Raw genomic sequence first — 13,643 nt, forward strand, 5'->3', positions numbered from 1 at the left:
ACGCGGGGTGACCGGGCAAATCCCCAATCCCCAATCCCCAATCCCCAATCCCCAATCCCTAATCCCCAATCCCCAATCCCCAATCCCCAATCCCCAATCCCCAATCCCCAATCCCCAATCCCCCATCCCCCATCCCCCATCCCCCATCCCCCATCCCCCATCCCCCATCCCCCATCCCCGCCTCACTCCGGCTTGCGCGGATCCAGCGAGATCAGCCGGGTCACGTCCAGCAGGGCGGCGGGCAGGTGCATGCCGCCGGGGGCGGCGAGGTAGCGGGTGCGCCAGGTGGGGGCGAACTTGGACTTGAAGCGGCGCAGGCCGGTGAAGCCGTAGAAGCGTTCGCCGTGGCGCACGATCAGGTTGCCGAAACGGTTCCAGCGGCCGGCCAGGCGGTGCTGGGCCAGGCCCGACAGCGGCGCCATGCCCAGCGAGAAGCGCTTGTAGCCCTGGTCGCGGCCCCACAGGAACAGTTCGATGAACAGGAAATCCATGGTGCCCTTCGGCGCGTCGGCGATGTGCCGCATCAAATCCACCGACAGCTCGTGGCCGGCCGGGGCCTGCCACAGGTTGGCGAAGGCCACGACCTTGCCTTCGAACTCCACCACGGCGATCGGGAAGCGGCGCAGGTAGGCCGGGTCGAAGCTGCCCAGCGAGAAACCCTTCTCGGCACCAGCCTTGTCTTCCAGCCACTGCTGCGAAACCTCGGCCAGCACCGGCATCAGCGCGTCCACCGCGTCGGTTTCGACGATGCGGAAGCTCAGCCCGCTGCGCTTGCCGCGGTTCCAGGCTTGGCGCAGGTCGGCGCGGTCGCGGCCCTCCAGGTGGAAGCCCTCCAGCGACACCATCGCTTCCTCGCCGAGCTTGACCAGGGTCAGGCCCAGGTCCAGGTACGTCTGCCAGTGCTGCTCGCCCACCTGGTAGAACACCGGGCGCAGGCCCATGCGGTCGGCTTCCTCGCGGAAACGCCAGATCAGCGCGCGGGCCACCTCCGGCGCGCCGACCGGGTCGCCCATCGCCACCAGCGAGCCGCCGTAGCGCTGCATCATCACGAAACCGGGGCCGTCCTCGGCCTGCAGCAGCGCCTTGTCGCCGGTCAGCACCAGGCAGGCCTGGGTGTCGGTGGCCTGGGCCAGCACCGGCGCCAGCGCGTCCAGTTGCGCGTCATCGGCCGGCGGCAACGGCGAGCGGGTGCTGTGCAGCAGCCGCGCCAGCCCGAACACCACAACAGCCACGCTGACCAGCAACACCGCGCGCAGCGCACGCGGCGCGTTGGCCGAGGTGGCGAATTCCCACCACAGCTCGTTCTGGTATTCGACGTGGCTGTAGACGAAGAACAGCAGCCAGATCGTGGCGATCAGCACCAGGCCGAGGTTGCGCAGCCAGGGCCACGACCAGGCCTCGTCGAGCAGCGCGCCCTCGCGGTAGAACTCGCGGCGCGCGCCCCACAGACCGACCGCCACCACCAGCGAGGACAGCGCCACCGAAACGTGGCCGCCGCGCAGCCAGGCCGGCAGCGGCAGCAGCACGCAGATGCCGATCGCCAGTACCCAGGCGGCATGGCTGCGCCGCTGCAGGCCCTGGCCGATCAGCAGCAGCACCACGCCGCCGAGGCTGGCCAGCAGGTGCGAGGTCTCCATGATCGACAGCGGCGCCATGTCCTGGCGGCGCTTGGGGGTGGGCAGGGTGCCGTCGATGACCAGCGCCGCGCCGACCGCGAACACCGCCAGGGCGATGATCTGCGGCAGCCACGGGCGCAGGGTGCGCCAGGCCACGCGCACGCCGCCGGCACCGGCGACCAGCGGCCGGCGCAGGCCGGACAGCGAGGCCATCAGCACCGACAGCAGCAGCGGCACCACGTAGTAGGTGATGCGGTAGATCAGCGCCGCCGCCAGTACCGCCGCCGGCGCCACGCCGGGCAGCAGCTTGAGCAGGCTCCATTCGAACACGCCCAGGCCGGCCGGCACGGTCGAGACCAGGCCCGCCACCACCGCGACCAGATACAGGCCGACGAAGCCGATGTACTCGATGCCCGATTCGTTGGGCAGCAGCACGTAGAACGCGGCGCTGGCCAGGCCCAGTTCGACCACGCTCAGCGCGGTCACGCCCAGGGTGGTGCGCCGGTCCGGCAGCCACAGCTCATGGCTGCGCCAGCGCAGGGTGCGGCCGTCGCGGCCGGCCAGCAGCAGCATCGTGGCGAAGCCGACCAGCAGCGCGATGCCGATCGCCCGCACCGCCGTGGCGCCGACCGGCAGCGCCAGCGCCGCCGCGGCCGGCTCTAGGGTCAGGGCCAGCGCCAGCAGCAGCCAGGCGCCGAACACGAAGCCCAGCGTGCTCATCAGCACCACCTGGCCGATCTCGGCCAGGCTCAGCCCGACCCGGCCGTAGCCGCGCAGGCGTACCGCGCCGCCGGTCAGCGCGGCGAAGCCCAGGGTCTGTCCGACCGCATGCGCCAGGAACGCGGTGATGCTGATCCGCATCGGATGCAGCTTGCGGCCGCTGCGGCGCAGGCCGACGGCATCGAAGCCGATCAGGCAGGCGTAGCTGCTCAGGCCCAGCAGCAGGGTCAGCACGATCTGGCTGAGGCTCAGTTGGTTGAAGGCGTGACGGATCGCGCTGTAGCCGTGGGTACTGAACTCCGTGGCCAGCGCATGCAGCGCCAGGGCCAGGATCGCCAGGCTGGCCAGCACCGGCAGCGCACGGCGCCAGCCGGGAGTGGGTGCGGGAGCGGAGGGCGCGGTGTCGGTCATTGCGGGCGGGCGTAGGCGAGGCGCGACGGCGCGCGGCGCGCGGTGCGCGACGGGGCCAGAGCGGAACTGTAGGTGGAACGAAGACGGGCCATCGCGATACCGGTTGGATGAAAGCGTGTTACGAACATTGAGAAGGCGACGAACAGGTGGCTACGACGTGGTGTGTGGGCGCCGGGGCGAGGCAGGTTGCCCTGGCACGCCGCGCAGCGCCCTTGCTGGGACGCCACGCGCCACGTCCCGGCAGGGGAACGATCAGTGGCGCGAAGGCGATCCTGCGCGGCGGGCTTGGCGCCATCCCGGGCCGTACCACGCAGCGCACGCACCGCATCCTTCCTTACCCATGCCGCTCCTCCCGCCGTGCATCGCCCGCTCCAGGCTATACCGGCCACGCCGGCGACGCGCATGATAGTGGAATCGTACGTCGCCACGGCGTCGGGACCGCGGCAGGGGCCGTGGCCGGCGCTTGCGGCGACGATCTGTGTCGGTTCCGGAGCCTGTCGATGGCGTTGTCCGCATCTCCCTTTCCCGCGCCGCCGCGCTGGACGCGCCTGGCCGGTGCCGCGGCGCTGCTGTTGGCGCTGTCGTTCCTTGGCGTGGCCATCGTCTTGCAGGGCCTGCGCGCCGATCTGCACTGGCAGCAGGCCACACTCAGCCAGTACCTGCATGGCCCCGGTGGTCTGCTGCTGCGCACCGTCTACGTCTTGCTGGCCGCCGGGGTGGTGGCGTTGGCAGCCGGGCTGTATGCGCAAGCACCGCCACGCGCACGCAGCGGCGCGCCGGTGTTGCTGTTCGGCTGCGCTGCGGTTGGCCTGTGCGGCGTGGCGATCGGCGACAGCTATTTGCCGCAGCGCGCACCACTGCTGGCGCCGCTGGTGCACGGGCTATCCGCGCAGACCGCGTTCCTGTGCGTGACCACGGCGATGCTGCTGCAAAGTGCGTGGCTGCGCCGGCAGGCGGCGTGGCAGGGCCGCGCCGGGCCGTTGCTGCTGCTGGCGGTGCTGGCGTTCGTCGCCTTGTGGGTGCATGTGCTGTGGCGCGCGCCGCCTCGCGGGCTGACCCAGAAGCTGGCGATCGTGCTGATCCTGGCCTGGCTGTTGCCGGTGGCGTACCGCGTGTGGCGCCCGGCGCCTGCAGCCGCGGCGCAATCGCGCGACAATGGCGTGGTCTTCCCACTACAGGACAGCGCATCATGATCCAGCGTTTCGATACCGGCCCACGCATGTCGGAGATGACCGTGCACAACGGCGTGGCCTACCTGGCCGGCCAGATCGCCGAGGACACCAGCGCCGACATCGCCGGCCAGACCCGCGAAGTGCTCGCTGCGATCGACCGGCTGCTGGCGCTCGCCGCCACCGACAAGAGCCGGATCCTGCGCGCCGAGATCTACATGACCGACCTGGCCGAGTTCGCCGAGATGAACAAGGTCTGGGAGGAATGGGTCAGCCCGGGCAACACCCCGGCCCGCGCCACCGTGCAGGCCAAGCTGGCCGATCCGGCCTGGAAGATCGAGATCGTCATTACAGCGGCCGCTTGAGCGGCGGGATTCGTGATTGGGGATTGGGGATGCGTCTTGCCCGCCACGACGTCGCGTGCGTATCCCTGATCCTCGTAAGAGCGGCTTCAGCCGCGACAGGCACCGGTAACGCCCCTCGCGGCTAAAGTCGCTCCCACACGGAAGCGATCAGGCGGCAGCACGCCGCCTTTGCCAATCCCCAATCCCGACTCCCCAATCCCGGCACCTCAGCGCCTCAGCGCCTGACGAACCGGTAATGCGCCACGCCCCACTGCTGGCCGTGTTCGTAGCCGAACAGTTCCGCGCAGGCCATCCAGAACATGCGCCAGCGTTGCCACCAGATCTTGGCGTCGGCGCCGTAGGTGGCCTGCAGCACTGGCATCAGCGCATCGCGGTGGCGGTCCTGGTTGTGCAGCCAGGCGTTGGCGGTCTTCTCGTAGTGCTGGCCGGACAGCAGCCAGCGGCGTTCGATCGCCAGGTCGTCCTGGAACTGCAGCAGGGTGTCGGCGGCCGGCATCAGGCCGCCGGTGAAGAAGTGCCGGCCCATCCAGTTGTCCTCGCCCTGCACCTCGAACGGGTAGGCCAGGTCGCGATGGCAGAAGATGTGCACGAACAGCCGTCCGCCCGGCACCAGCCAGTGGCTGACGCGCTTGAGCAGTTCGCGGTAGTTGCGCATGTGCTCGAACATCTCGATCGAGACCACGCGGTCGTAGCTCTCGGTCGGCAGGGTCAGGGTGTTGGCGTCGTGGGTGATCACCTTGACGTTGTTCAGCCCGCGCGCGCGGCATTGCGCTTCGATGTGCTCGCGCTGCGGCCGCGAGTTGGACACCGCGGTGATGCGCGCGCCGGGGAACTGCTCGGCCATCCACAGCGTCAGCGAGCCCCAGCCGCAGCCCAGTTCGAGGATGCGCTGGCCATCACGCAGCTGCGCGCGTTCGCCATACAGCTGCAGCATGCGCTCTTCCGCCGCGTCCAGGTCGGGCGTGGTCGCATCCCAGTAGCAGCTGCTGTATTTCAGGCGCTTGCCCAGGCACAGCTCGAAGAAGCGCGGCGGCACTTCGTAGTGCTGGCGGTTGGCCGCGTCGGTCTCGATCGCGATGGCGCTCTCGCGCAGTGATTCGATCAGCACGCGCTGGCGTTCCCAGGCCGCATCGGCGCCGCCGTCGCGCTCCTCGCGCAGGCGCTGTGCGCACAGCCGGCGCATCGCTGCGCGCAGCACGGCGTCGGGCAGCAGGCCGGATTCGGCCAGGCGCGTGCTCAGCGGCTCGGCCGGCGCGGCGGGCGGGGAAGAGGTGGCGAAGGTGCTGGACATGGCGGATCTCCTCGCGCGGGTTCAGTGCCGCGGCGGCATGGGGAAGAAGGCGCTGGTGCTGCGCTGGTAGTCGGCGTAGTCGCGGCCGCGCGAGCGCAGGGCCTGCTGTTCGGTGTAGGGAATGCCGGTGACCCGGTACAGGAAGGCGAACATCAGCAGCGGTCCCAGCGCGGCCACGCCGACCCACAGCGCGCCGCTGCCCACCGCCAGGAACACGTAGGCGAACCAGTGCACGAATTCGAAGAAGTAGTTCGGATGCCGCGAATAGCGCCACAGGCCTTGGCGACAGGTCTTGCCCTTGTTCGATGGATCGGCGCGGAACGCGGCCAGTTGCCGGTCGGCCAGGCTTTCCCCGCCCACCGCGATCAGCCACGTTGCCACCGCCAGCGTGGTCCACACGCTCCACTGCGGTTGCGGATTGTGCGCGGCCACCGACAGCGGCACCGCGAACGCCAGCACCACCAGCGCCTGGCCCAGGAAGAACGCAAGGAACTTGCGCTGATCGCCGCGCCAGTGCTCGCGCAGCGCGCGATAGCGGCCGTCCTCGTGCGTATCGCCGAACACGCGCACGCCCAGGTGCCAGGCCAGGCGCACGCCCCACAGCCCGCCCAGCACCGCGGTCAGCACGCGCGGCAGCAGCGCGCCGTCGGCACGCCAGGCGCAATACACCGCGGTCAGCGCCATGCACGCCGACCACAGCACATCGACCACGCCGGCATTGCGGGTCTGCCGCTGCCAGGCCCAGCCGGCGAGCATGACCAGCACGGTGAACACGCCCACGTGCAGCAGCGGCCAGGCGTTCATCGCGCTGCTCCGGTTGCGGGCAGTGCCGGGGTGGCGGCGATCAGGCGGCGCGTCGCCAGGCTCAGCAGGGTCAGCGCCGCGGCCCAGCCCACGGCCAGCGCCAGCAGCGCCTGCGGCAACGGCGCGGTCAGCGTCACCGCCTGCCAGCCGCGCGCGGCCAGCACATAGCCCAACGGGCCGGCGGTGGCGCCGAACAGTGCCGCGCGCCAGGGATGGCGCATCACCCAGGCCAGCGAATGCTGGAAGGTCAGCGCGAAGCCGGCCCACAGCGCCAGGATCCACAGCGGCGGCCACGGCGCCGGCGGCGCAGCGGCGTAGCGCACCCAGTCGCCGGCGCGCAGGGCGGCATCCACGCCGGCGCCCAGCGGCAAGGCCAGCGCCATCAGCGCGGCGTCGCCATGCGCGCGGCGGCGCGGCCACAACTGGTACAGCGCGAACAGCGCCAATGCCGCCGGACCGGCCCAGGCCAGCTCGTGCGCGGCACCGGCCACCGCGGCCAGCCACAGCCCCTGCAGGGCGAGGTAGTTGATCAGGTTGCTCATGCGTCGCCCGCCAGCGCCGGCGCGAACTGCGCCGGCCGCGCGCGCGGCTTGCTCAGCCACAGGTGCACGTCGCCGATCGAGCGCTCCAGGAAGCCGCCTTCGCAGTAAGCCAGGTAGAACTCCCACATGCGGATGAAGCGTTCGTCGTAGCCGAGCGCGCGCACCTGCGGCAGCTTGGCCATGAAGCGCTCGCGCCAGGCGCGCAGGGTCAGCGCGTAGCTGGGGCCGATGTCCTCCAGGTTGAACAGGCGCAGGTCGCTGGCGCGGCCGATCGCACCGGTCATCGCCGCCACCGAGGGGATGAAGCTGCCCGGGAAGATGTGGCGCTTGATGAAGTCCACCGACTTGAGCGCCTGCGCGTAGCGGTGATCCTCGATGGTGATGGCCTGGATCAGCGCCTGGCCGTCGTCCTTGAGCAGGCTGCCGACCTTGCCGAAGTAGGTATCCAGGTACTGGTGGCCGATCGCCTCGATCATTTCGATCGAGACTAGGCGGTCGTAGCGGCCGTCGAGATCGCGATAGTCGCGCAGCAACACCTCGACCCGGTCCGACAGCCCGGCGACGGCGATGCGCTGCCGCGCCAGTTCGTACTGCTCGCGCGAGATGGTGGTGGTGGTGACGCGACAGCCGTGGTGCTTGGCGGCATACAGCGCGAAGCCGCCCCAGCCGGTGCCGATCTCGACCAGATGATGGTGCGGCTGCAGGTCGAGCTTGGCGCAAATGCGCTGCAACTTGCGTTCGGCGGCGCGCTCCAGCGCGGCCTCGCCCAAGGCGGCGTCGGCATCGCGGAAGATCGCCGAGGAGTACATCAGGTTGCGATCCAGGAACAGTTCGAACAACTGGTTGCCCAGGTCGTAGTGCGCGGCGATGTTGCGGCGGCTGCCGGCGCGGGTGTTGCGCGCGAACGCGTGCAGGCCGCGCATCGCCAGGCCGCCGAATCGGGCCAGGCCGGTCTCCATCGCGTCGAGGCGGTCGCGGTTGCGCACCAGCAGGCGCACCAGCGCGACCAGGTCGTCGCAGTCCCACAGGCCATCCATGTACGCCTCGCCGACGCCGACGCTGCCGTTGAGCGCGGCCTGGCGGTAGAAGCGCGGGTCGTGGATGCGCAGATGCGCCTGCAGCGTGTCGGCGCCCGCAGTGGGATCGCCCAGCGTGGTCAGCGTACCGGCCTCCTCGATGCGCAACTGGCCCTCGCGCAGGCCGTCCAGCGTGGCGAGCAGGCGTTGCCGCAGCAGGCGGTCGAGCCCGCGCAGCGGCGGTGCGGCAGGGGCCAGCGCGGCGGCGGAAGAGGGCGCGTGCGGAGCGTTCATCGGCGTTCTCGCGGAAGGGAATGGTCGGGGTGGTCGTGCACCGGGTTGCCGCGCAGCCACAACCGCAGGGCCTGCCAGTGGATCTTGGCCATGACCTGCAGGGTCATCGCCGGATAGCGCAGCAACGCCTGCGCCAGGCTGGCGCCATCGAGGGCGCGGCGCTGCAGGACGAGGGTGGCGTCGAAGCGCCGCCGCGTGGCTGCGGGCGTGGGATCGAGCACGTCCATGTGCACGCGCAGGTGCGCGCCGGGTTCGCTGAAACGCCAGGCGTAGGTGTGCGCCATCGCCATGAACGGCGAGACGTGGAAACGCTTGGCGAAGCGCCACGCATGCGTGATGCCGTGGCTGCGCGCCTCGGCCATCGGCAGCACGTAGGCGTGGCGTTGCCGCCACGGCGTGTTGGTGATCTCGGCGACGATGCTGTGCAGGCGCTGCTGCGCGTCGTGGCAGTAGTAGAAGGTGACCGGATTGAAGCAGTGGCCGAAGTAGCGCAGGTGGGTGAGCATGCGCACCGGGCCGAGCGGGCGCTCGCCGGTGTGCTGCTGCACGCGGTCGCGTACCGCCTCGTCCAGTGGTTGCGCAGGGTCGCCCAGGTAATCGCTACGGCGGAACTCGGCCACGTTGCGTCGGTTCACCGACCACAGCCAGCGCCGCGCGAACACCTGCTCCAGCTCGCCCAGGTCCAGGTACAGCAGGAACAGCGGATAGCGGAACGCCAGTGCCTTGGGCGCGTAGCGGCGATGCCGCACCCAGCCGGTGTATACCGCGCTGTGCAGGCCATGCAAGGTCGTGCCCGCCGCCGCCGACGTTGTCGAGACGGCGCCAGCCGGCGGGGCGGGCACGGCAGCACGGTGCATCGAGGTCATGACCAGGGTACCCCCAGCGCGGCGGCCACGTCGACCGCGCTGCGCAGGCCGTCTTCGTGGAAGCCGAAGCCCCAGCCGGCACCGGCGAACCAGGTGTTGCGCTGGCCCTGGATCTCGCCCTTGCGTGCTTGCGCCGCCACCGACGCCTGGGTCTGCAGCGGATGCCGGTAGCGCATGCGCCGCAGCACCTTGGCCGGATCGATCGCATCGCTGCGGTTGAGGCTGACGATGAACGGCTGCGGCGCCTGCAGCGACTGCAGTGCGTTCATCCAGTAGCTGACCGTGCACGGCGCGTCCGGATCGGCCGGCACGTGCGCGTTCCACGCGGCCCAGGCGCGGCGGTCGCGCGGCAGCACACGCGCGTCGGTGTGCAGCACGGTCTCGTTGTCCTGGTAGCCGATCGCGCCGAGGATCGCGGTTTCGGCGTCGCTGGGATCGGTGAGCAGGCGCAAGGCATCGTCGGCGTGGCAGGCCAGCACCGCATGGTCGTATTGCTGGGTGTCGGCATCGCAGGCGATCGCGACGCTGCCGTGCGCGGTGCGCTGCAGCGCGCGCACCGGCGTGCCCAGCCGCTCGCGCACGCGCCAGCGGCTGCGCAGCGCGCGCACGTAGCTGTTGGAGCCGCCGCGCACCACCTGCCACTGCGGGCGGCCGCTGACCTGCAGCATGTGGTGGTTGGCCATGAAGCCGATCAACTGGCGCATCGGGAAGTCGAGGATCTGCCGCGAGGGCGAGGACCACAGCGCCGAGGCCATCGGCACCAGGTGCGCGTCGCGGAATACCTGGGAGTAGCGGTGGCGCTGCAGGAATTCGCCGAGGGTCAGTTGCGCCAGGGTGGCGTCGTGCAGCGCCTGTGGCGCCTCCCGGTAGAACCGCCGCAGGTCGCGCAGCATGCGCCAGAAGCGTGGCGACAGCAGGTTGCGGCGCTGGCAGAACAGCCCATCGAGCGTGCCGGCGTTGTACTCCAGCCCGGTGCGTTCCTCGTGCACCGAGAAGCTCATCGTGGTCGGCTGCGACTCGACCCCGAGCCGCGCGAACAACGCGCTCAGCAGCGGGTAGTGCTGCGGATTGAACACGATGAAGCCGCTGTCCACCGCGTATTCCACGCCCTCCAGTTCGATCGCATGGGTATGGGTATGGCCGCCGAGATAGTCGGCCGCTTCGTACAGCGTCACCTCGTGACGCTGCGACAGCAGCCACGCCGCGCCGAGGCCGGCGATCCCCGAGCCCACCACCGCGATCCGGCTCATCGGGCACGCGCCTGTGCACGCACCAGCCCGGCCGGCACCGGCTTGAGCTCGCGGATCATGCGGGTCCACGACAGCGCCTTCAGTCCATACCAGGTCAGGTCCAGTTCCCACCAGCGGAAGCCCTGGCGCGCGGCGCCGGGGAAGAAATGGTGGTTGTTGTGCCAGCCTTCGCCGAAGGTTAGCAGCGCCAGCCACAGGTTGTTGCGGCTGTCGTCGCGGGTGTCGAAGCGGCGGCTGCCGAAGCGGTGCGCCAGCGAGTTGATGGTGAAGGTGGCATGGAACAGCGCCACGGTGGAGACGAAGAAACCCCACACCAGCAGCTGCGGGCCATCGGTGCCGAGCTGCGGCACGTGCTGCTGCAGCCACTCGCCGAGCAGGAACAGCGCCAGCGCCAGGAGCACGGGAAGCAGCAGGTCGAAACGATCGAGGAAGCGCAGTTCGGGAAAGCGGCGCAGATCCGGGATCGCCTCCCAATCGGTGCGGAAGCCGCGCGGAGTCAGGAACCAGCCGCTATGGCTCCACCAGAAACCGTGCTGGCGCGGCGAATGCGGATCGGCCGGGGTGTCGGTGTGGCGATGATGGTTGCGGTGGTGCGCGGCCCACCACAGCGGCCCGCGCTGCACGCAGGTGGCGCCGATCGCGGCGAACAGGAACTGCACCGGGCGCGAGGTCTTGAATGCGCGGTGGGCGAAATAGCGGTGGTAGAAGCCGGTGAGCGCGAACATGCGCACCGCGTACATCGCCACGGCCATGCCGACGGCGAACCACGATACGCCGACCCAGAACACGCCCAGGCAGGCCAGGTGCAGGCCGATGTAGGGCGCGGCGCGCAGCCAGTCGATGCGGTCGGCGCGTGCCGGATCGAGTTCGATCTCGGCGCTGGTGTCGAACCAGCGGCGCAGGGTGCGCAGGATGCGGCCACGCGGCGCAGGCGGGGTTGAGGCAGGGCGGGGTTCCGGAACGGGACTCGGCACAAGCGCGTCTCATTGGGGGACTTGGGGAGCGATACGAGCGAAACCGGAAGACGGATGCACCCGCGTCGCATTTCCCCTGCATCGGCTGCGGGCGCGGCATGGCGGCCACGACGGCGCGGCGCAGGCGTCGCACGAATCGGAAGATCTGGCTGTCGTGCGGATGCGCGATGGCGGCGGCGATGTTGCCTGCGCACGAGTGGTGGGCGGGTGAATGCGCGCCGGGTTTTTGCAGAAGAGAGCGGCACCGCCTGCCCGCGGCGCGGTCTCTCCACGGCGCGTGCAAGGCGCTGGAGTACCGAGGCGGTATTGCCCCTCTGCCATCGGGAGAGGGGTTGGGGTGAGGGTACGGAGTGAAGCTCTCGCGCATCCAACTCGTGCTACCGGACGCTGCACGAGGCTACGCCCGGACCCTCATCCGCCCCTACGGGGCACCTTCTCCCGATGGGAGAAGGGAATGCATGGTCCCGATGGGAGAAGGGGAATTGTCTACGGCGCCAGTTGCAGCGTGCTGATGCCGCCCTTGGCCACGACCGGGCCGGTGGCGACGCCGCCGGGCGCGCCGCCGGGCGGTTCCATGGTCACCGCCAGCACCGCGCCGTCGCTGAGCAAGGGCATCAGCGCATCGGGGATGCGCGCCACGCGCGCCTTGGCCTCGTCGAACACGCCCATCGAGCGCGCCTTGCCGTCGGCGGGGATCAGCCACAGTTCGGGCACGCGGGCGCTGTCGCGATTGTCGCCCAGCGGGGTGAGGGTGATGCTGCGCTTGTCGGCATCCATCAGCGCCACGTAGCCGGGCTTGCCGTCGTCCTGCATCAGCGTGGAGGTCATCGCGATGCCGCTGGGCTTGGGCGTGGTGGTGGTGGCCACCGGCGGCGGCTGCACGGCCGGCGGAGGCACAGGCGCACGCGCCAGCAGCAGTGCCAGCAGGCAGGCGGTGGCGGTGGCGAAGCCGCCGGCGCTGAGCCAGCGCCAGGTCCGCACGCTGTCCCAGAATCCGGGCGCAGCGGGCCGCGCGCGCGGCGCCGGCGCATCCAGGCCCAGCGAGGCGCGGATGCGCACCCACACGCGCTCGGGCACCGCCACCGGGGCGATCTCGTCGGCCAGCGGCATCAGGTGCTGCTGCCACTGCAGCACCGCTGCGGCGAAGTCGCGGTCGCTGTCGATGCGCGCCTCGGCAGCGCGGCGCTCCTGCGCGTCGAGCACGCCGAGCACGTACTCGCCGGCCAGCACGTCGCGCGGCGGCGGGGTTTCCTGCGGATCGGGCGAGAAGGCGTTCATCGTTCCAGGCACGCTTTCAGTTTGGCCAGACCGCGGCGGATCCAGCTCTTGACCGTGCCCAGCGGCGTGCCGCTGCGGTGCGCCAGTTCCTCATAGGTGATGCCTTCGAAGAACGCGGTGCGGATCAGCTCGCCACGCGGCGGCTCCAGTTCACCCATGCACACGTCCAGGCGCCGGCCGGCCACCCGCCACTCGGTGTCGGCGAGCGGATCGCGGCCTTCGTCCTGCAGCTCGCCGGCGTCGTCCAGCGCCACCGATTGCCGCGCCGGGGCACGTGCGCGCAGATGATCGATGGCCTTGTTGCGCGCGATCATGGTCAGCCAGGTCAGGCCGCGCGCGCGCTGCGGGTCGAACTGCGCGGCCTTGCGCCAGACCGACGAGAACACCTCCTGCAGCACGTCCTCGGCCTCGCCACGCTGCGGCACGATGCGCAGGCACACGCCGAACAGGCGCGAGGCGGTGGTGCGGTACAGGCGTTCGAACGCGGCGCTGTCGCCGGCGGCGGTGGCGACCAGCAATTGTCCTGCTTCGTCGTGATCGGGCGACTCGGTCATGCCGGGAGACGGTGGCGAAGGTCGGCGCGATGCTACAGGCTTTCGCCGCGGCCGTCGCTCAGGCGCGCTGGCGCCGCCACAGCACGAGGGCGACGAGCAGCAGGACGATCTCGAACGCGGCCAGGCCGGTCGTGGTCGGGCCCACCGGCCACAGCCGCAGCAGGCTGGCGCTGCGGTAGAGCACGATGGGCACGTAGAACGCCAGCGCCAGGAGCAGGCCGGTGCGCAGCTGCGCGGTGCGGGCGAAGTAGCCGAACAGGAAGGCCATGCCCAACTGCAGGCCGCCGTAGATGACCAGATATTCGGACTGGCCGGAGCGGTCCAGGCCGACATAGCCCACCGCCGCGGCGGTCTGCGCCGGCAGCAGCGTGCACCAGACGGCCAGGAGCGCGTACAGCGCGGCGTTGAACCACAGGTAGGCCTTGGCCATGAGGTGTCCTCGTCGATGCGCGAGCGATGCGCAGGCATGGTTGTAGCGGGTGCGGCGCAGGCC

13 protein-coding genes are annotated in these 13,643 nt (G+C 70.5%); 2 read left to right on the plus strand and 11 right to left on the minus strand.

Features of this window, described 5'->3' with window-relative positions:
- Positions 1-182: 182 nt before the first annotated feature.
- Complete coding sequence (gene mprF / locus GGR71_RS06125; RefSeq protein ID WP_160961141.1) at positions 183-2,747, minus strand: bifunctional lysylphosphatidylglycerol flippase/synthetase MprF; 2,565 nt, start codon at positions 2,745-2,747, stop codon at positions 183-185.
- 500 nt (positions 2,748-3,247) lie between these two features.
- Here mprF and GGR71_RS06130 point away from each other — a divergent pair, with 500 nt between their 5' ends.
- Together GGR71_RS06130 and GGR71_RS06135 are read left to right on the plus strand one after the other, a co-directional pair.
- Complete coding sequence (locus GGR71_RS06130; protein WP_160961138.1) at positions 3,248-3,940, plus strand: DUF998 domain-containing protein; 693 nt, start codon at positions 3,248-3,250, stop codon at positions 3,938-3,940.
- Positions 3,937-4,281, plus strand: coding sequence for a RidA family protein (locus tag GGR71_RS06135; protein ID WP_010342343.1), 345 nt, complete (start codon positions 3,937-3,939; stop codon positions 4,279-4,281). Before GGR71_RS06130 ends, GGR71_RS06135 begins: the two co-directional genes overlap by 4 nt.
- 214 nt (positions 4,282-4,495) lie before the next feature.
- On the opposite strand, the gene GGR71_RS06140 is transcribed toward GGR71_RS06135, so the two are convergent.
- From GGR71_RS06140 to GGR71_RS06185, 10 genes are all read right to left on the minus strand, one after another.
- Complete coding sequence (locus GGR71_RS06140) at positions 4,496-5,572, minus strand: SAM-dependent methyltransferase (protein ID WP_160961136.1); 1,077 nt, start codon at positions 5,570-5,572, stop codon at positions 4,496-4,498.
- A 21-nt stretch (positions 5,573-5,593) separates the two neighbouring features.
- A complete protein-coding gene (locus tag GGR71_RS06145; protein WP_160961133.1) occupies positions 5,594-6,376 on the minus strand; it encodes a DUF1295 domain-containing protein in 783 nt (260 codons plus the stop codon).
- Complete coding sequence (locus GGR71_RS06150) at positions 6,373-6,918, minus strand: DUF2878 domain-containing protein (protein WP_160961130.1); 546 nt, start codon at positions 6,916-6,918, stop codon at positions 6,373-6,375. The genes GGR71_RS06145 and GGR71_RS06150 overlap by 4 nt, the downstream gene beginning before the upstream one ends.
- Positions 6,915-8,228: an SAM-dependent methyltransferase gene (locus GGR71_RS06155; protein WP_160961128.1), complete on the minus strand. Its 1,314-nt coding sequence runs from the start codon at positions 8,226-8,228 to the stop codon at positions 6,915-6,917. The genes GGR71_RS06150 and GGR71_RS06155 overlap by 4 nt, the downstream gene beginning before the upstream one ends.
- The gene (locus GGR71_RS06160) at positions 8,225-9,094 is read right to left on the minus strand and encodes a DUF1365 domain-containing protein (protein ID WP_160961125.1); all 870 of its coding nucleotides are present in this window, start codon (positions 9,092-9,094) and stop codon (positions 8,225-8,227) included. The genes GGR71_RS06155 and GGR71_RS06160 overlap by 4 nt, the downstream gene beginning before the upstream one ends.
- Complete coding sequence (locus GGR71_RS06165; RefSeq protein ID WP_160961123.1) at positions 9,091-10,344, minus strand: NAD(P)/FAD-dependent oxidoreductase; 1,254 nt, start codon at positions 10,342-10,344, stop codon at positions 9,091-9,093. The genes GGR71_RS06160 and GGR71_RS06165 overlap by 4 nt, the downstream gene beginning before the upstream one ends.
- Positions 10,341-11,318: an acyl-CoA desaturase gene (locus GGR71_RS06170; protein ID WP_184451737.1), complete on the minus strand. Its 978-nt coding sequence runs from the start codon at positions 11,316-11,318 to the stop codon at positions 10,341-10,343. The genes GGR71_RS06165 and GGR71_RS06170 overlap by 4 nt, the downstream gene beginning before the upstream one ends.
- Positions 11,319-11,804: 486 nt before the next feature.
- Positions 11,805-12,596 carry an anti-sigma factor gene (locus GGR71_RS06175; RefSeq protein ID WP_160961122.1) on the minus strand — a complete coding sequence of 264 codons (792 nt, stop codon included), beginning with the start codon at positions 12,594-12,596 and terminating at the stop codon, positions 11,805-11,807.
- Positions 12,593-13,150: a sigma-70 family RNA polymerase sigma factor gene (locus tag GGR71_RS06180; RefSeq protein WP_019801198.1), complete on the minus strand. Its 558-nt coding sequence runs from the start codon at positions 13,148-13,150 to the stop codon at positions 12,593-12,595. The genes GGR71_RS06175 and GGR71_RS06180 overlap by 4 nt, the downstream gene beginning before the upstream one ends.
- A gap of 58 nt (positions 13,151-13,208) precedes the next feature.
- Positions 13,209-13,580, minus strand: coding sequence for a DUF4345 domain-containing protein (locus GGR71_RS06185; protein WP_160961121.1), 372 nt, complete (start codon positions 13,578-13,580; stop codon positions 13,209-13,211).
- Between the last annotated feature and the right edge of the window lie 63 nt (positions 13,581-13,643).

This window comes from Xanthomonas sp. F1, from assembly GCF_014199855.1.